The following is a 16,423-nucleotide window of genomic DNA, read 5'->3' on the forward strand; positions in this document are numbered from 1 at the left end:
CTTAGCGACCAGCAGTTTGACGTTGCAAAATGTTGGTGAATTCTTCGATGAAAGTTTCAAAGCGAATAGAGAGACGATCCACATCGGTAGCTGCGCGGTTATAAGCAACGACTGCTGGGATTGCAGCAAACAAACCAATTGCAGTGGCAACGAGTGCTTCAGCAATTCCTGGGGCAACGGCTGCTAAGGTTGCATTTTGAACGTTCGCTAAACCACGAAACGCGTGCATGATCCCCCAGACGGTGCCAAAGAGGCCGATGTAAGGAGATACTGAACCCACGGATGCCAAGAACGGCAAATTCGCCTCAAGAGCATCCATTTCCCGTTGGTAGGTGGCTTTCATAGCGCGGCGGGCGGCATCGATCTCCCGACCCTTGGTGAACTCCTGCATGCCAGCTTCAAAAATATGTTCCAAGACGGCATCGCTACGGGTATTGCGCTGGGCCGCCTCTAGAAGGGTATTCAGGTCCCCGCCGGACCAAAAATCCCGCTCAAAGCGCTCGGTATCTTGTCTAACCCCCCGTAAAACCGCCGTTTTCTTGAAAATAATGGTCCAAGAGGCAATCGACATGCTGAGTAATAACAACATTACCAACTGTACTAATAGGCTGGCATTGAGGACTAGGGAGAGGAATGAGAGGTCTTGTGTGGAGGTCATGATGGATTTTGTATGATGTAGGTTGATTTTACTAAGTTAATTTACTCAGCAATCCAACTTCATCAGGATTATCACCATGTTTGACCGTCAAAACACCTTAGCCAAAACAGATCCCCAGCTATGGGAAGCCATTCAGAACGAAAACAAGCGTCAGGAAGACCATATTGAGCTTATTGCCTCTGAGAACTACACCTCTCCAGCGGTGATGGCAGCCCAGGGTTCCCAGTTGACCAATAAATACGCTGAAGGCTATCCGGGCAAGCGTTACTACGGTGGCTGCGAATTTGTCGACGTTGCTGAGCAATTGGCGATTGATCGCGTGAAGGCTTTGTTTGGTGCTGAAGCGGCAAACGTGCAACCGCATTGCGGCGCGTCTGCCAACCAAGCAGTATTTTTGGCGTTCTTAAAACCCGGTGATACGTTTATGGGTATGAGTCTTGCCGAAGGTGGTCACTTGACTCACGGTATGGCTTTGAACATGAGCGGTAAATGGTTTAATCCAATTGCTTACGGCTTAGATAAAAATGAAGAAATTGATTACGAACAAATGGAGCGTTTGGCTCGTGAGCACAAGCCTAAATTAATTATTGCTGGTGCATCAGCTTACTCAAAGAAAATTGATTTTGAGCGCATTGGTAAATTAGCAAAAGAAGTGGGCGCGATTTTTATGGTCGACATGGCTCACTACGCAGGCCTGGTAGCTGCGGGTGTTTATCCAAATCCAGTGCCACACGCAGACATCGTTACCTCAACTACTCACAAGAGTTTGCGCGGTCCACGTGGCGGCATCATCTTGATGAAGGCTGAGCACGAGAAAGCGATTAACTCTGCGGTATTCCCAGGCTTACAGGGCGGTCCTTTGATGCATGTGATTGCTGCTAAAGCGGTTGCATTCAAAGAGGCAGCAGACCCAGGCTTTAAAGATTATCAAAAGCAAGTAGTAGCCAATGCCAAAGCATTAGCTGAAACATTAATTGCTCGTGGCTTACGTATTGTTTCTGGCGGCACTGATTCTCATGTGATGTTAGTTGACTTACGTGCCAAGAAAATGACAGGTAAGGAAGCGGAGCGTGTTTTGGGTGAAGCTCACATTACATGTAACAAGAACGGCATTCCGAATGATCCAGAAAAACCAATGGTGACGAGTGGTATTCGTTTGGGTTCACCGGCGATGACAACGCGTGGATTTAAAGAGGCTGAGGCAAGACAAGTTGGTAACTTTATTGCTGATGTTTTGGACAATCCAAATGATGCAGACAACATTGCTAAGGTGCGCGCACAAGTGGCTGAATTAACCAAACGCTTTCCGGTATACGGTTAAGCAATTTAGCTAAAGCGAGAATACTCTTTGCGCTGCCCTTTTTGCCATAACGACGATACCCAGGTGTTAGACACTCGGGTATCGGACGAAGGCGATACCATTCGCCGCCGCCGCCGTTGTGCCAAATGCGACAAACGTTTTACTACCTACGAGCGTGTTGAACTCGCGCTACCAGCGATTGTGAAGAAAAATGGTAGCCGTGTGGAATATAGCCACGACAAGTTAGCAAGCTCACTGAAGCTGGCTTTACGTAAACGCCCAGTCTCATCAGACTCGGTTGATGAGTCGATTGCCCGTATTGAAGAAAAGCTCCTCAGTCTCGGTGAAAAAGAGATTCCTAGTGAGCGCGTTGGTGAGTTGGTGATGCGCGAACTCAAGCGCTTAGACAAAGTCGCCTATATCCGCTTTGCATCAGTCTATAGAAGCTTTGCAGATATTGAATCATTTGAGAGCGCTCTAAAAGAGCTGAAGTAATCCAGGCGTTTACAGCACTACATCCAACCCTTTTCTTTCGATCAGGGATAAAAGCTTTAAAGATGGACCACTTGGACTTTTGTCTCCAGCCTCCCATTTTTGTACTGTCGAAAGACTGGCATTAATTGTCACTGCAAATACTGCCTGACTAAGGTGGGTTTTTGCCCGCAAGCGTTTAATGCGATTAGGACTCATGGGTTTGACTTCAAGGTTATGAAGAGCCTCAAATTCATCCAAACTCTTCTTTGTGATAACTCCCGCTTGATGCAAGCCCAGAACGGTTTCTTGCATCTCTTGAATGATTCGACTTTGCTTATTATTTTTCATCGATCTTTATTTCCTCTAATTGATTGGCAGAAATGGCAGCCTCTATTTCTTGGTCGGATAGATTCAGCAATCTTTTTGCAGTTTCTTGTAGGGAAAGTAACTCATCATTACTGATATTCAATTTTTCATTTTTAGTAAAGCCAAACATGAGATACCAACGTTTCAAAAGTTTTGTTGCCACAATGACTCTGGCGCCACTTCTTTTGCCAATGCCGGGACGCTTTACCCGCTTTTTATAAACATTGCATCCAAGGTCAGCATCTACAAGCCCTTTTTCCATCTCTTCAACTGCCTCCAATAAATAACGATTATTCAAATCATTTTTACTTAGCCACCGAGAAAAAGTTTTCGTTTTGAAGATGCGTTTTTTGGTCATTCAAAACTATACCACTCAGTGGTATAGCTATATTAACCTATATCTTGATAATGAAAAAGGGGTTGCCGTAGCAACCCCTTTTGGAAGGCAACAAATGAAGTCTTATTTCAAGACAGCAAAAATCGAAGCAGTAATATCTTCAACGCTGCCAGTGCCGCTTACCTTGCAATACGCTGGCGCCTTCACTTTGTCTGCCGCGTTGGCTTGTGCGGCCCATGAGGAGTAGTACTCCACCAGTGGACGGGTCTGATCGTCATACACCTGTAAACGCTTGCGTACAGTTTCCTCTTTGTCATCGTCACGCTGAATCAAATCTTCACCAGTGACATCATCCTTACCAGCCACTTTTGGTGGATTGTATTTGATGTGATAGGTACGTCCAGACGCTGGGTGAACACGACGACCCCCCATGCGATCGATGATGGCATCAAATGGCACGTCGATTTCTAAAACATAATCAATTGGTACGCCAGCATCTTTCATTGCTTGTGCTTGTGGAATAGTTCTTGGGAAACCATCAAACAAATAACCTTTACTGCAATCTGGTTGAGTCAGGCGATCTTTTACAAGGCCAATAATGATGTCATCGGAAACTAAGCCACCAGCATCCATAATTTTTTTGGCAGCAATACCCAATTCAGTTCCGGCTTTTACAGCAGCGCGCAACATGTCGCCTGTTGAGATTTGTGGAATAGCGAACTTTTCGCAAATAAATTGAGCTTGTGTGCCTTTTCCAGCACCTGGTGCACCGAGCAGAATCAACCGCATTGTTTTCCCCTTAGAAGAGCTGTCATTGTCCCGTATTTTGTTGGGCTCATGAATATGTAATGCCTAGGATTATCCCCGAGAAGGGTGGCCATAGGCTCTGAAAAGCAATTTTTCTAGGTATTGCCTAGCAATTGTCTGATGCGCTCGAGGTCTTCGGGGGTATCAACCCCTGCTGGAGGTGCCTCTGGAGCAATATGCACCGCAATACGGTATCCATTCCAGAGGGCGCGCAGCTGTTCCAAGGCCTCCGCCTGCTCTGGGGGTGCTGGCTCTAGGCGGCTATAAGCTTGCAAGAAGTCAGCCCGGTAACCATAAATTCCAAGGTGGCGTAAATGTGTGGTAGTTTGCTGCGCTTGAGCATCCCTGACAAAAGGAATGGGCGCTCTTGAAAAGTACAGCGCTTCACCTGAGCGATTGAGCACAACTTTCACTACATTGGGATTGTTAATTTCTGCAACTTCAGTAATCGGTACGGCAACAGTAGAGATGGCGCAGCGTGCCTTCTCAGCTAGAGTGCTGGCAACTTGGTTAATCAGTTCTGGCGGTATGAGTGGTTCATCACCTTGAACATTCACAATTAATGCATCATTAGGCAGCTTCAGTAATTGCGCAACTTCTGCAATGCGATCGGTACCGGTTGGATGATTTTCGCTAGTGAGTAAGCAATCTATGCGATGTTCATCGCAAACTGCTTGAATTTCTGGGGAGTCAGTGGCGACTACAACACTTTGCGCAAGAGAAAGCTTGGCACGTTCCGCCACTCGGATCACCATTGGCTTGCCGCCAATATCGGCTAACGGTTTACGAGGTAAGCGGGTTGATCCTAGTCTTGCCGGAATCACTACTAAAAAATCTGGAGATTTGATGGAGGCAGTCATTAAGAAGTTATGTTTACGCTATCAAACGATTTCATCAGCAGTCATGCTGCGAGCTTCATCTACCAACATTACTGGCACATCATCACGAATTGGGTAGGCCAAGCGATCTGCCTTGCAAATTAATTCATGTTTATTGGTGTCCAAATGCAATTGGCTTTTGCATAAAGGGCAAACCAAAATATCGAGCAGTCGTTTATCCATGATGTATTGAAGTGGTTCTATGTAATTGATGAAACAGTGTAGTGCTAACTATACGCTGGCTACAAGTATGAACTAAAGGGTATAGCGATAAGGGTCAGGTCTTTGCAGAATGGATTGCAGCCATTCGCTCAGGCTATCGGGAAGGGTGAGCGTCATGGGAACTACCCAAATACGCTCATCATGAATGCCTGCGCATTTGACAGCATCTTTTTCCGTTATGAGAATGCATTGGGCATTGAGCTTTTCAAAGAACTCAGGGTTATAGGTAGCGTGATCTGGTAAAGGAATGCATTTAGCAGCAATGCCTTGATTGAGGAGGTCATCAAAAAAGCGCTGTGGATTACCAAGAGCTGCAACAGCAGTAATCTTGTTAGGTAGGTAACTATCCGCAATTTGAGGCAGTGTCTGACGATTGTTTGGATTGATGAGTTGATAGACGTTTTCTAAATGACTTAACAGCGAGAATGCGCGACGACCCAGAAAGTATTCATCTTGCTGACCTATTTTGTGGACGCCATCCTTTGCTTTCCCGGTAAAAAGGGTTGCATCACGTTCACGTGTGGCGGGCTCGCGCAAGGGGCCTGCCGGCAATAAGAAGCGATTACCTTCCCCGCGTCCATCACGAACTACTAGCTCGATATCGCGACCACCTTCACGGGCCGGCCAACGAGCCAGGCCAGCATGTTGTAGACCATCATCGCTGATGATGACATTCACATTAGGCGAATGCTTTAGTAAAGCTCTAATACTTTGCCGACGTTTAGGAAAAACCCAGATAGGAAATTGGTTGTGTGTGCGTTTAGCGATTAATACAGGCTCATCACCAACTAATGCAGGATCAGAATCACTATTGACTTGCAGTGGAGTCAGCTGTGATGAAGAGCCATAACCTCTGCTGATAATTCCTGGAATCCAGCCTAGTTGCTGTAAACGTTCTGCTAAAGCAATCACGATGGGTGTCTTGCCGGTACCGCCCACTCGAATATTGCCCACAATGATGATGGGCACTGGAGCCGGATGTTGTTTGATGAAGCCCGTATCTAAAACTAATTTGCGAACGCGGAGTACTAGGCCATATAGCCAAGATAGGGGCCACAAGATCAAGCTAGTGGGGCCGCGTCTTTCCCAGAACTGAGGCGCTTTACGGAAAAAAGAAAAGGACATGGAATAGGTTTCTGAGTTTGTAGCTTACTTTTTGGTTTGACTACTAAACACAATATTAGAGAGGTTAGCATCTCGGGCTGCTTCGAGGGCGCTCATCACAGCTTGATGTGGTGCTTTGGCATCAGCATCAATGTTGACTTGCAAGCCATTTGCCGAATCTTTCTTATTATCAGTCTGCCCGCTGAATTGCATCAGCGCACCGCTTAGTTGAGAGCGATCAGTCACTTTGCCATTAATTGCAAAGCGCCCATCACGACTAACGGCTATATGAATCTGCTTTACCTCTACTTGGCTCTCATTGCCATTCGCAGTTGGTAATGTAATTGCGAGTTCTTGATAGCGGGTGAAAGTGGTGGAGATCATTAAAAAGATCAATACCACCAACAACACATCAATAAAGGGAATGAGATTAATCTCAGGCTCTACAGGTGCGAAAGTACTCCCTAGAGAAAAACGCTTGCGCGCATACTCATGGGTTTCTAGCCAACTCATGAAGCGCTATCAGTTGGATACAGTTTTTTAAATATTTGGCGAGTAAATTCTTCGCACTCACGTTGACGCTGATTTGCCATGGCGCGTAATCCACGCCACGCTGCCAATGCAGGAATCGCAATCAGCAATCCAAAGGCGGTGTTATACAAAGCAACTGAAATCCCGTGCGCTAATTGCTGAGGGCTGCCTGCTGCACCATTGATCGCACCTTGACTGCCGAAGATCTCAATCATGCCGACTACGGTGCCAAATAAACCAAGTAATGGCGCAATGGTGGCGATCGTAGCCAGCGCTCCAAGATAGCGATCTAACTTGAGCCAAGTGCTGTGAGCGGTTGCTTGAAGTTCTTCTAAGGCGCTCTCAGCACTGCTGCCGCTGAGCTTCTCTTTGAGGGTGCATGCCAGCAATGGACTTACTGGAGAAAGTTGAGCTAACTCAGCAAGCTGTAATTCACTTACAGCAGTGCCTGCCTTGGAGTTAACCATTTGATTGGTAAGAGAAAAAGCTGTTTCTAGGCAATTTTTGGGGAAAATATGGATCTGACGCAGATACCAGGAGCGCTCTAAGGCAATTGCTAGGCCCAAAATAGAGATAACAAGGAGGGGCCAAATGGGCCAGCCAGCGGATAGTAAGATGGAGTACATAAGCTCAGTACTTTAGCTGAATTAAAAAGCCTGTTTCAGAAAGCGTACCTGTGGATAACTCTGTGCAAAACTTTTTTGGATTTGTGCTGTAAGTCCTTGATTGATCGTGAGCTGTGTAATAAATAGGCTGGTATTGAATTTTTGGAGATGATTAATTCTCATATAAATCAATAACTTAGTTTATCAGTGTTGGATTTATGAGACGTTTTGGGTCAGTAATTGCTTACTTATAGGCATTCAACCTAGGGCGTATTGGGGTCTGTGGATATTTATTGGCGCCTAAGCCTGATGGGCGCAAGGTTGAAGAGAAAAAATGTCGGAAATATCAAGGGAAATTCTGAGTGTTGGCGATCTCAACCGCGCCATTGCGGCCTCTTTGGAGGAGCGCTTTGATACGGTCTGGGTAAGCGGGGAGATTTCGAACTTCAAGGCTTATGACAGCGGCCATTGGTATTTCTCCTTAAAAGACGAAGAAGGTCAAATTCGCTGTGTGATGTTCCGAGGCCGTAATGGCCAGGTTGGGTTTATGCCGCAATCAGGAGATTTGGTTGAGGTCAGCGCTAATCTCGGCATGTATGTCCCACGCGGAGATATACAGTTAACCATTCAAACCCTGCGTCGTGCAGGTATGGGTGGTTTATACGAAGCCTTCTTAAAGCTCAAAGCCAAACTTGCCAAAGAGGGCTTATTTGATGAAGAGCGTAAACGAGATATACCAGCACACCCTAGATCAATTGGCATCATCACATCTCCTCAAGCTGCAGCGCTAAAAGATGTCTTGAGTACATTAGCAAGAAGAGCGCCACATATTCCGGTTGTGATTTATCCAACGCTTGTGCAAGGACCAGATGCACCCGCTGGAATGATGAATGCACTAAAAGCCGCCCAAAAAGAAAATGCAGTAGATGTGATTTTGCTAGTACGTGGCGGCGGCAGTATTGAAGATCTATGGGCATTTAATGACGAGCAACTGGCGTATGCAATTGCAGAATCAGCGATACCAGTAGTGAGTGGTGTTGGTCATGAGACTGATTTCACGATTGCAGATTTTGTTGCTGATGTACGTGCAGCCACTCCAACTGGAGCGGCAGAGTTGGCGGCACCAAGAAGAGATCAAATGTTGCAAGAGTTAGATGCCATCATGCAAGCTTTGTTACAGCGTATTCATCAACGCGTTGAACGTGAAGCACAAACCTTAGATCAATTAGCCCTGCGACTTAGTCATGCCTTGCCTAATCCGGATCGCATGCGTGAGCAAATACAAGGTTGGCAACAACGCCTAAACCAAGCCTGGTCTGTGCGCATGGAAAACTGGAATCGCAATCAAACGCATTACCACTCACAGTTGGAGATGTTAAATCCTCAGCGAACTCTGGAGCGGGGATATGCGGTGATATTGAGTAAAGAAAAAGACCAACTGCATGCAGTGCGTGATCCAAGTGAGCTCAATATAGAGCACGTATTTAAGATAAAGCTAGCTGAGGGCCAAGCAGAGGTCCAATTCTCAGAAGTGCTCAGAAAATAGTCATGTTGTGGTCTTGACAAAGCGTACGTTTTTACGTACTATTTGGTCTGGAGGCCATCATGACAACTATTACCGCAAGTGAAGCTAGAGCAGGGCTTTATCGCTTGATTGATCAGGCGGCAGAGTCTCATAAGCCTGTGACGATTTCCGGAAAGCGAGCTAACGCTGTGCTGATTTCTGAGGAGGACTGGAGTGCAATTCAGGAGACGCTATATCTTATGGCGATACCTGGAATGCGTGAGTCTATTAAAGATGCGATGGCAGAGCCCTTATCAAAGAGTAAAAGGGTATTAAAGTGGTGACTTGGAATTTAGTATTTTCCAAGTATGCAATAAAAGATGCCAAAAAATTATCTGCCGCTGGATTAAAAGAAAAAGCACAGTCTTTGCTTAAAGTATTAGAAGCAGATCCACTGCAAAATCCACCGCCTTACGAGAAATTAGTGGGAGATTTAAAGGGCGCGTATTCTCGAAGAATTAATATTCAACATCGCATGGTTTATGAAGTTTTTCGTAAAGAAAAAACAGTTCGAATATTGAGAATGTGGACTCACTACGATTAAACGCTCAAAAAATATTGGGCTCTATCTGCAAAGTCACACCAAATTGGTCGTGCACTTTATCTTTAATGCATTTAGCAAGGCCTAAAATATCTTGAGCTGTACCGCCGCCATGATTGACTAGGACTAATGCTTGGTTTTCATATACGCCAACAGCACCCATACGTTTACCTTTAAAACCACATTGATCTATCAGCCAGCCTGCCGCTAACTTTCGCTTACCGGGCAGGTCAGGATAAGAAACTAAGCCGGGATAGGTTTTGAGAAGGGTCTCGTATTGCTCGTTCGGAATAACTGGATTTTGAAAAAAGCTGCCGGCATTGCCAATCACTTTTGGATCGGGCAGTTTCTGTGTGCGAATTTTGCATACCGCGAGGAAGATGTCTTCCGGGCTGGGATTGGCATTTAAAGGAAATTGCTTAGCAAGGTCTGCGTAATGAATGCGAGCTTGCCAAGCTTTAGGCATCTTAAAAACGACCTTTGTCACGATAAAACGCCCGGGATTTTGCTTAAAGTGGCTATCGCGATACGCAAAGTGGCATGCCTCTTTTGGAAGAGTGACAAAGGCATGATCTTTGGCATCAAACGCTTCGATGCGATCAATGTATTCGCCGATCTCAACACCATAAGCGCCAATATTTTGTATGGGGGCAGCGCCAACCGTTCCCGGAATTAAAGCCAGGTTTTCAAAACCAGGGAGGTTGTTCTCTAGGGTCCAGGCAACTAGCTCGTGCCAGCCCACTCCAGCGCCAACCGATAAATAGGTGGCGTCTTCATCGCTAGCAAGAATTTCTTGACCCAGAATATTAATCAAGAGGGTCGCGCCAGGAAGCACGCTTGGCAAAATGACATTACTGCCGCCACCCAATACCCTCCACTTTAGTTTTTGTTCAGCAATCTCTGACATGGCAGCCAAAATTTGCTCGGGAGAGCTAATTTCATAAGCGAGCTCGGCTACAGCATCAAGACCAAAGGTATTGCGGTGCTTGAGCCCTAAATTTGGGGTCAATTTAGCGAGAGTGGACGCATTTGGGGCGCGAGTCATGCCACAATCTTATTCGTAAACGAATCTAGAGCCATTTTTTTGTGTGTAAAGCAAAAATTATGGCCATAAGCTCTAGAAATTCGCAAAAATAGAACTTAAACCAAATAAGCAAAATTATTGAAGGAGTAGAGATGCCATCATTTGACGTTGTTTGCGAACCAGACATGGTTGAGCTCAAAAATGCGATTGAGCAATCTAATAAAGAAATTAGCAATCGTTTTGACTTTAAGGGCTCCGATAGTCGTGTAGAGCAAAAAGACGAAGCTCTCATTTTGTTTGGCGACGATGACTTTAAGTTGGGTCAAGTACGCGATGTTCTGATTGGCAAAATGGCGAAGCGTAATGTGGATGTGCGTTATCTCAAAGATGACAAAACAGAAACGATTGGTGGTGATAAACGCAAACAAACCATGAAGATTCAAAAAGGTATTACTTCGGAGTTATCTAAAAAAGTGGTGCGCATCATTAAAGACAGCAAGCTCAAAGTGCAAGCAAGTATTCAGGGTGATGCAGTGCGTGTTACTGGTGCTAAGCGCGATGACTTGCAAGAAACAATGGCATTACTTAAAAAAGAAGTAACAGAAGCTCCATTGGGCTTTAATAATTTCCGTGACTAATGTTGCGTCTTCTGCAATAGCTCCAGCAAGCCAAGAAGCCATTGAGCGCTTCTGCGATGCTTGCTGGTTAGAAGACGGTCTTGCTCAAAATAGTCTAGCTGCATACCGCAGGGACTTGCTCCTTTTGGCTCAATGGCTCTATAAGGAGTCTGGCGGTGATCTGTATGGTGTGACGGAAAAAGATCTCACTGCTTACATCGCATATCGCAGAGCGGATAAAGCCACTACTGCCAATCGACGTCTTACAGTTTTTAAGCGTTTCTACCGTCATGCTTTGCGTATCAATTTGGTGAAGAGTGATCCTTGTATGGGATTGCGAGCTGCTAAGCAAGCACTACGCTTTCCTAAAACATTAAGCGAAGATCAAGTAACGGCACTACTCAATGCACCTGATATCGAAACGCCTTTAGGTTTACGTGATCGCACCATGTTAGAGCTGATGTATGCCAGTGGCTTACGTGTATCAGAAATCGTTTCACTCAAAACAGTCGCACTTGGTTTAAACGAAGGTGTAGTGCGGGTAGTGAATGGTAAAGGTGGTAAAGAGCGCCTGGTGCCATTTGGTGGTGAAGCAGGGCGGTGGCTAAGAAAGTACTTGGCCGAGGGGCGTACGCCATTGTTAGAAGGTAAAACAACCGATGCAGTTTTTGTCGGTCGCCATACGGGGACCGGTTTAACTAGACAGGCATTTTGGGCTTTGATTAAGCGCTATGCAACAGTGGCCAATATCTCAGTGGCACTCTCACCCCATACCTTGCGCCATGCTTTTGCCACCCATTTACTCAATCACGGGGCTGATTTAAGGGTGGTGCAGTTACTTTTGGGGCATGCTGATATCTCTACCACCCAAATCTATACCCATGTGGCCAGGGAAAGACTCAAATCCATTCATCAGCAGCACCATCCCCGCGGTTCGTGAGCTCATTTCCGGCTAAGGTTTGGAGTCTGCCTGAGCCCATAAGTGTTTAAGATAGCGGTATGGAATTAACGCTCGATTTATTACTCATCCCCATTGCCTATCTCATTGGCTCCATTTCTTTTGCGGTAGTGGTGAGTAAGTGCATGCGCTTGCCTGACCCTCACTCCTATGGTTCTGGTAATCCAGGCGCAACCAATGTGTTACGTACAGGCAATAAATTAGCTGCAGTGTTGACCTTAATCGGTGATGCACTCAAAGGATATTTGGCAGTCATGCTCGCACGTGTTTTGTTGGGAGATGAGTCGTTAACCTCAACATTAAATTCTTGGTTGCTGTGCGGAGTAGTGATCGCTGTTTTTCTGGGTCACCTCTTTCCAATATTCCATGGTTTTAAGGGTGGTAAAGGTGTCGCTACAGCCTGCGGTATTTTGTTTGGGATTAATTGGGTCTTAGGATTGGCGACACTAAGCACTTGGATCATTGTGGCAATGTTTATGCGCTACTCGTCATTGGCTGCATTAGCAGCTGCAATCTTTGGCCCCATCTATTTTATTTTTTTATTCGGCTTTCAACCTATGGGTATTGCCTTACTTGTTGTCTGCCTCTTATTGATTTGGCGTCACCGCAGCAATATTCAAAATTTACTCAATGGCACTGAGAGCCGCATTGGCTCCAAAAAAACTCCTCAATAATTTAATCAAAACACTCAAAATATGACTATTGCTTATGCTTGCGTTCTCTTTATGGGTCTTTTGCCTTATGTTGCGGCGGGTATAGCAAAAAAGGGCTTTGAGGGCTATGACAATGCTTTGCCTAGGCAGTGGCTTGCCAAACAGACAGGCTTTAGGGCGAGGGCGAATGCTGCACAAGCCAACCTGTTTGAGTCCCTGCCGCTATTTTTTGCAGCCGTAATCATTGCCTCCATTGCTAATGCCCCGCAAGCTAGAATTGATATCCTTGCATTGGGTTTTGTTGCAGCAAGAATCGCCTACTTAATTTGCTACGTAGCCAATTGGCCTACTACGCGATCGATAGTTTGGACGATTGGCATTATCTGCGTCGTCAGTATGTTTTTTCAGATTTAAGAATGTCAATATTAAATTCCATTTAAAACCTAACAATCAATAAAAACTCGAGACAGACTATTTCTTATGCCAATTAAAAAACCAGCCGTAGCAAAAAAACAGCCTGTTAAGAAAGTAGTGAGCGTCAAAAAGACTGCATCAGAAAAAGATGACGTTGGCTTACCTTTGTCGGTTGTGATACGTCGCCGTATTGAAGCGCAAAAAGCGCGCTTTCATGCAAACGACAATATCTCAGCATTCATACAGCCTGGTGAACTAGAGGGTTTGGTAGATGAGGTTGCGGAGAAGATGCAAGCGGTGCTGGAGAGTTTGGTCATTGATACCGAAAATGATCACAACACAAAAAATACTAGTCGTCGTGTTGCCAAAATGTATGTCCAGGAAGTGTTTAATGGCCGTTATGTAGGCCAACCCACCTTGACTAAGTTCCCTAATGTGAGTCGCCTTAATGAATTGATGATTATTGGGCCTATTACCGTGCGTAGCGCCTGCTCTCACCATCTCTGCCCAATTATGGGTCGTATTTGGATCGGCGTGCTGCCTAGCAAAGAATCTGCCTTGATCGGCCTCTCTAAGTATTCACGTTTAACAGAGTGGGTTATGTGCCGTCCGCAGATTCAGGAAGAGGCTGTAGTGGAATTGGCGGATATGTTGGAGAAAAAAATCAAGCCGATTGGTGTTGCGGTAGTAATGGATGCTGACCACTTCTGTATGCAGTGGCGTGGTGTAAAAGATCGCGACTCGAAGATGATCAATAGTGTGATGCGTGGTGCTTTCTTGAAAGACTCCAATCTGCGTAGGGAATTTCTGGCGCTGATCGATAGAAAATAGGAAGATGAAAAAGCTTCTCATCCTGGTTGTTTTGTTTGCCGTGGGTTGTACTATTGGGCCCAATAGACAGGACTATCAGACATTGGCGAGTGAAAAAATGGAGTCCCCATTTTTTTATATCCCGCCTTTAAATCAAAAAGACTTCAAAGATCGCACTTGGATTTTATTGGCTGAATCCAAGACAAAGCTTTGGTTCTATGATCCCTATACTTTGATTGAAGACGAGGATGGCGTCCTTTCTTTTGCTGCTTATATTGCGCTGAGAGAAAAAAATAATCTGCCCGCATTTAATGCCACAATCGTTGGCCCCTATCTACAGAAGCTAGACTGCTTTAGCAATAATCAATGGTCAGAAACCCTCTACACCAAAGACTTGCTTGCGCAAAGACCGCTAGTCGGCGATGCAAAGCCGGTGAATGGTTCTGGCTGGGTCAAAATTAAACCTAACACGGCGATGGCTTATGTGCGCTCTCGTTTGTGTGGGCGCAAATTTATTGATGATCAAAACGTCAATTATTTCTTATTCCAAGATGGCACCTTGCCAGCTCCGATTGCCAAGAAAGCGCCAGTAGAAGTGTTTGAGGAAAAACAAGGTAAGCAGATCGTGACTCTTGCGCAAGAAGAGGTCACTGAACCCAGTAACGCTAAGCCACCTATATTTTTCGAAGTCATCAACAATGAAGTGACTATCCTAGATAGTAAAAAAGAGATTCGCCAGCTACGAATAAACGCTTATTACCTAGATAAAAATTTATCCAAACAAGCAGACTATATTTTTACGGCTAACTGCTCAGATAACTCATATGCAATGACTGCTGCTGGGGCAGCTCAGAAATTGAGCGCTACTAATGGCGCTATTGGTGCAAAAGATTCATTATCTGCAGTAGCATTTAATCGCGCCTGTGGTAATCACGGTGCGTATATGAAAACGACAACTCGGAGCGCTAACTGATGTGTAAGCAATCTCGATATAAGCACCTTTTGTTCTCAATACTGATTGGGGCTGTTGTAGTTGCTTGCGCAGGCTTTCCTGACGAGAATACTGACCCAATCAAAAACAACAAGGCAACTTATAACAAAGATTTAAAAGAATGCCAGGAGGATTATCCAGAGCAGGGGTCTGGTGTTCACTATCGTCAGTGGATTGGTTGCATGAAACTCAAGGGTTGGAAGTAGATTTTCATTTGATCTCTTTCTGAGAACAATTCTCATCTAAAATCTTATATAAATCATAGACTTACGTGACTGGTAGCTGGATTAAATCTTCTCCACTATGATCAATTCAGTTTTCAAAGTTACGCATTGCAGCTCAGTGCGTTTACATACTCATTACTGATTTATTTTTGGAGAATCCATGAAAAATAGTCGTCGCCAATTTATGATTTTGTCTGCTGCTGGTGCCTGTACATTGGCATTGAACGGTAAAGTTCAAGCGCAAGCAATGGTTGCTGAAACTGATCCCCAAGCTTCCGCATTGGGTTACAAGGCTGATGCATCTAAGGTAGATAAAGCAAAATATCCAAAGTATGCTGCTGGTCAAAAGTGCGATAACTGTGCTTTATATCAAGGTAAACCAGGCTCTCCAGCTGGTGGTTGCTCATTATTTGCTGGCAAGCAAGTGGCTGGTCCAGGCTGGTGCTCTGCTTACGCTAAGAAGGCTTAATTTAACTTTTGCTAGCGCATGAATACTGAGTCTTTAAAAGGCTCGGCTTACCTAAAAGGCTGCTTTTGCGGCCTTTTTTATTACACTCGACTACCGGGCACAGCAAGGAATTTAAATGAAGCATTCCGATAAGCGATTTTTAAAGCACCTTCTGTTTTATTTGGGTGGCGATCAACCTCCTGTGAGCTGGTTAGAGAGAATTCGTTCGGTGTTGGGGGCTTTTATTGGCCTTATGTTAGTGTTCACTACCGCTAAATACCTTGGTGAACTTGGTGGTATTGATGAATGGCTGATGGCTTCCCTGGGCGCAAGCGCTTTATTGGTATTTGCTTTGCCGGGCAGCCCTATGGCTCAGCCCTGGGCTGTGATTGCCGGAAATACCTTATCAGCTCTGGTCGGAATTAGCTGTTTTCATCTCATTGAGGAACCATTATTGGCGCTACCTGCGGCAGCCGCACTATCTATTCTCGGGATGTTTGTATTGCGGTGTCTACACCCACCAGCTGCAGCTGTCTCTTTAATTGTGGTGCTTGGGCATATTGGCAGCTATCGCTATGCTTTTTTCCCAGTGATGGTGGACTCGGTTCTGTTGATTCTAGCTGGGGCGGTTTACAGCAATCTGACCGGTAAACCTTACCCCAATAGGCCGCCTAGATAAGGCTCTAGACGGCGGTTTTGTTTTTTTACTTGATTTTGCCTGCAGCAATAGAGGCTTTGCAGTCCAAAATAGCGTAGTTTTGGAACTTGCCGGCATTCTCCTTGCGGATGGATTGACCGCATTCAGTTAAGGAATTACGTAAATTAATTTTGGGGATATTGCTCATAGTGATAGCTCCTGTAGTGATTTCTCTAGTTATTGTTTGAAATTCAATATGT

General features: G+C 45.3%; 25 protein-coding genes. 14 read left to right on the plus strand and 11 right to left on the minus strand.

Annotation, left to right across the window (positions count from 1 at the left end):
• Position 1: 1 nt before the first annotated feature.
• Entirely contained in the window at positions 2–658 is a 657-nt protein-coding gene (gene tolQ / locus PKF022_RS01510) for a protein TolQ (protein ID WP_216231281.1), read from the minus strand.
• 76 nt (positions 659–734) lie between these two features.
• On the opposite strand from tolQ, the gene glyA reads away from it, so the two are divergent.
• Complete coding sequence (glyA, locus tag PKF022_RS01515; protein WP_216231282.1) at positions 735–1,979, plus strand: serine hydroxymethyltransferase; 1,245 nt, start codon at positions 735–737, stop codon at positions 1,977–1,979.
• Positions 1,980–2,006: 27 nt separating this feature from the next.
• Positions 2,007–2,453, plus strand: coding sequence for a transcriptional regulator NrdR (gene nrdR / locus PKF022_RS01520; protein WP_068320514.1), 447 nt, complete (start codon positions 2,007–2,009; stop codon positions 2,451–2,453).
• A 9-nt stretch (positions 2,454–2,462) separates the two neighbouring features.
• Here nrdR and PKF022_RS01525 read toward each other — a convergent pair whose 3' ends face one another.
• The 8 genes from PKF022_RS01525 to PKF022_RS01560 form a co-directional block, all read right to left on the minus strand.
• On the minus strand, positions 2,463–2,780 hold the full coding sequence (locus PKF022_RS01525; protein ID WP_281776931.1) for a helix-turn-helix domain-containing protein: 318 nt from the start codon (positions 2,778–2,780) through the stop codon (positions 2,463–2,465).
• Positions 2,770–3,156, minus strand: coding sequence for a type II toxin-antitoxin system RelE/ParE family toxin (locus tag PKF022_RS01530; RefSeq protein ID WP_281776932.1), 387 nt, complete (start codon positions 3,154–3,156; stop codon positions 2,770–2,772). Before PKF022_RS01530 ends, PKF022_RS01525 begins: the two co-directional genes overlap by 11 nt.
• Positions 3,157–3,258: 102 nt before the next feature.
• Complete coding sequence (gene adk, locus PKF022_RS01535; protein WP_281776933.1) at positions 3,259–3,924, minus strand: adenylate kinase; 666 nt, start codon at positions 3,922–3,924, stop codon at positions 3,259–3,261.
• Between the two features lie 113 nt (positions 3,925–4,037).
• Positions 4,038–4,802 (minus strand): 3-deoxy-manno-octulosonate cytidylyltransferase, encoded by a 765-nt coding sequence (gene kdsB / locus PKF022_RS01540; RefSeq protein ID WP_281776934.1) that lies wholly within the window; start codon positions 4,800–4,802, stop codon positions 4,038–4,040.
• A 21-nt stretch (positions 4,803–4,823) separates the two neighbouring features.
• Positions 4,824–5,003: a Trm112 family protein gene (locus tag PKF022_RS01545; RefSeq protein WP_281776935.1), complete on the minus strand. Its 180-nt coding sequence runs from the start codon at positions 5,001–5,003 to the stop codon at positions 4,824–4,826.
• 72 nt (positions 5,004–5,075) lie between these two features.
• A complete protein-coding gene (gene lpxK / locus PKF022_RS01550) occupies positions 5,076–6,167 on the minus strand; it encodes a tetraacyldisaccharide 4'-kinase (protein ID WP_281776936.1) in 1,092 nt (363 codons plus the stop codon).
• Between the two features lie 24 nt (positions 6,168–6,191).
• Positions 6,192–6,659 (minus strand): biopolymer transporter ExbD, encoded by a 468-nt coding sequence (locus PKF022_RS01555; protein WP_281776937.1) that lies wholly within the window; start codon positions 6,657–6,659, stop codon positions 6,192–6,194.
• The gene (locus PKF022_RS01560) at positions 6,656–7,303 is read right to left on the minus strand and encodes a MotA/TolQ/ExbB proton channel family protein (protein ID WP_281776938.1); all 648 of its coding nucleotides are present in this window, start codon (positions 7,301–7,303) and stop codon (positions 6,656–6,658) included. The genes PKF022_RS01555 and PKF022_RS01560 overlap by 4 nt, the downstream gene beginning before the upstream one ends.
• Positions 7,304–7,616: 313 nt before the next feature.
• On the opposite strand from PKF022_RS01560, the gene xseA reads away from it, so the two are divergent.
• Genes xseA through PKF022_RS01575 form a run of 3 tightly spaced genes read left to right on the plus strand, consistent with a single transcriptional unit; the run spans position 7,617 to position 9,390 of the window.
• Positions 7,617–8,828, plus strand: a complete 1,212-nt coding sequence (xseA, locus tag PKF022_RS01565; protein WP_281776939.1) for an exodeoxyribonuclease VII large subunit — start codon at positions 7,617–7,619, stop codon at positions 8,826–8,828.
• Between the two features lie 59 nt (positions 8,829–8,887).
• The gene (locus PKF022_RS01570; protein ID WP_215360829.1) at positions 8,888–9,130 is read left to right on the plus strand and encodes a type II toxin-antitoxin system Phd/YefM family antitoxin; all 243 of its coding nucleotides are present in this window, start codon (positions 8,888–8,890) and stop codon (positions 9,128–9,130) included.
• Positions 9,127–9,390, plus strand: coding sequence for a Txe/YoeB family addiction module toxin (locus PKF022_RS01575; protein WP_281776940.1), 264 nt, complete (start codon positions 9,127–9,129; stop codon positions 9,388–9,390). Before PKF022_RS01570 ends, PKF022_RS01575 begins: the two co-directional genes overlap by 4 nt.
• 4 nt (positions 9,391–9,394) lie before the next feature.
• Here PKF022_RS01575 and murB read toward each other — a convergent pair whose 3' ends face one another.
• A complete protein-coding gene (murB, locus tag PKF022_RS01580; protein ID WP_281776941.1) occupies positions 9,395–10,432 on the minus strand; it encodes a UDP-N-acetylmuramate dehydrogenase in 1,038 nt (345 codons plus the stop codon).
• 131 nt (positions 10,433–10,563) lie between these two features.
• On the opposite strand from murB, the gene PKF022_RS01585 reads away from it, so the two are divergent.
• From PKF022_RS01585 to PKF022_RS01625, 9 genes are all read left to right on the plus strand, one after another.
• Positions 10,564–11,049: a YajQ family cyclic di-GMP-binding protein gene (locus tag PKF022_RS01585; protein ID WP_281776942.1), complete on the plus strand. Its 486-nt coding sequence runs from the start codon at positions 10,564–10,566 to the stop codon at positions 11,047–11,049.
• Positions 11,042–11,968 (plus strand): site-specific tyrosine recombinase XerD, encoded by a 927-nt coding sequence (gene xerD, locus PKF022_RS01590; RefSeq protein ID WP_281776943.1) that lies wholly within the window; start codon positions 11,042–11,044, stop codon positions 11,966–11,968. The genes PKF022_RS01585 and xerD overlap by 8 nt, the downstream gene beginning before the upstream one ends.
• 59 nt (positions 11,969–12,027) lie before the next feature.
• Positions 12,028–12,660, plus strand: a complete 633-nt coding sequence (gene plsY, locus PKF022_RS01595) for a glycerol-3-phosphate 1-O-acyltransferase PlsY (RefSeq protein ID WP_281776944.1) — start codon at positions 12,028–12,030, stop codon at positions 12,658–12,660.
• A 21-nt stretch (positions 12,661–12,681) separates the two neighbouring features.
• Positions 12,682–13,053 carry an MAPEG family protein gene (locus PKF022_RS01600; protein ID WP_281776945.1) on the plus strand — a complete coding sequence of 124 codons (372 nt, stop codon included), beginning with the start codon at positions 12,682–12,684 and terminating at the stop codon, positions 13,051–13,053.
• 66 nt (positions 13,054–13,119) lie between these two features.
• Positions 13,120–13,884 (plus strand): GTP cyclohydrolase I, encoded by a 765-nt coding sequence (locus PKF022_RS01605; protein ID WP_281776946.1) that lies wholly within the window; start codon positions 13,120–13,122, stop codon positions 13,882–13,884.
• A 4-nt stretch (positions 13,885–13,888) separates the two neighbouring features.
• Positions 13,889–14,836 carry a hypothetical protein gene (locus PKF022_RS01610; RefSeq protein ID WP_281776947.1) on the plus strand — a complete coding sequence of 316 codons (948 nt, stop codon included), beginning with the start codon at positions 13,889–13,891 and terminating at the stop codon, positions 14,834–14,836.
• Positions 14,836–15,060, plus strand: coding sequence for a hypothetical protein (locus tag PKF022_RS01615; RefSeq protein ID WP_281776948.1), 225 nt, complete (start codon positions 14,836–14,838; stop codon positions 15,058–15,060). Before PKF022_RS01610 ends, PKF022_RS01615 begins: the two co-directional genes overlap by 1 nt.
• 178 nt (positions 15,061–15,238) lie before the next feature.
• Positions 15,239–15,547 (plus strand): high-potential iron-sulfur protein, encoded by a 309-nt coding sequence (locus PKF022_RS01620; RefSeq protein WP_281776949.1) that lies wholly within the window; start codon positions 15,239–15,241, stop codon positions 15,545–15,547.
• Positions 15,548–15,662: 115 nt separating this feature from the next.
• Positions 15,663–16,205, plus strand: a complete 543-nt coding sequence (locus PKF022_RS01625) for an HPP family protein (RefSeq protein ID WP_281776950.1) — start codon at positions 15,663–15,665, stop codon at positions 16,203–16,205.
• Positions 16,206–16,230: 25 nt separating this feature from the next.
• On the opposite strand, the gene PKF022_RS01630 is transcribed toward PKF022_RS01625, so the two are convergent.
• The gene (locus tag PKF022_RS01630) at positions 16,231–16,371 is read right to left on the minus strand and encodes a hypothetical protein (RefSeq protein ID WP_215360845.1); all 141 of its coding nucleotides are present in this window, start codon (positions 16,369–16,371) and stop codon (positions 16,231–16,233) included.
• Between the last annotated feature and the right edge of the window lie 52 nt (positions 16,372–16,423).

Origin of the sequence: Polynucleobacter sp. KF022 (assembly GCF_027924105.1) — a bacterium.
Classification (GTDB): Bacteria; Pseudomonadota; Gammaproteobacteria; order Burkholderiales; family Burkholderiaceae; genus Polynucleobacter.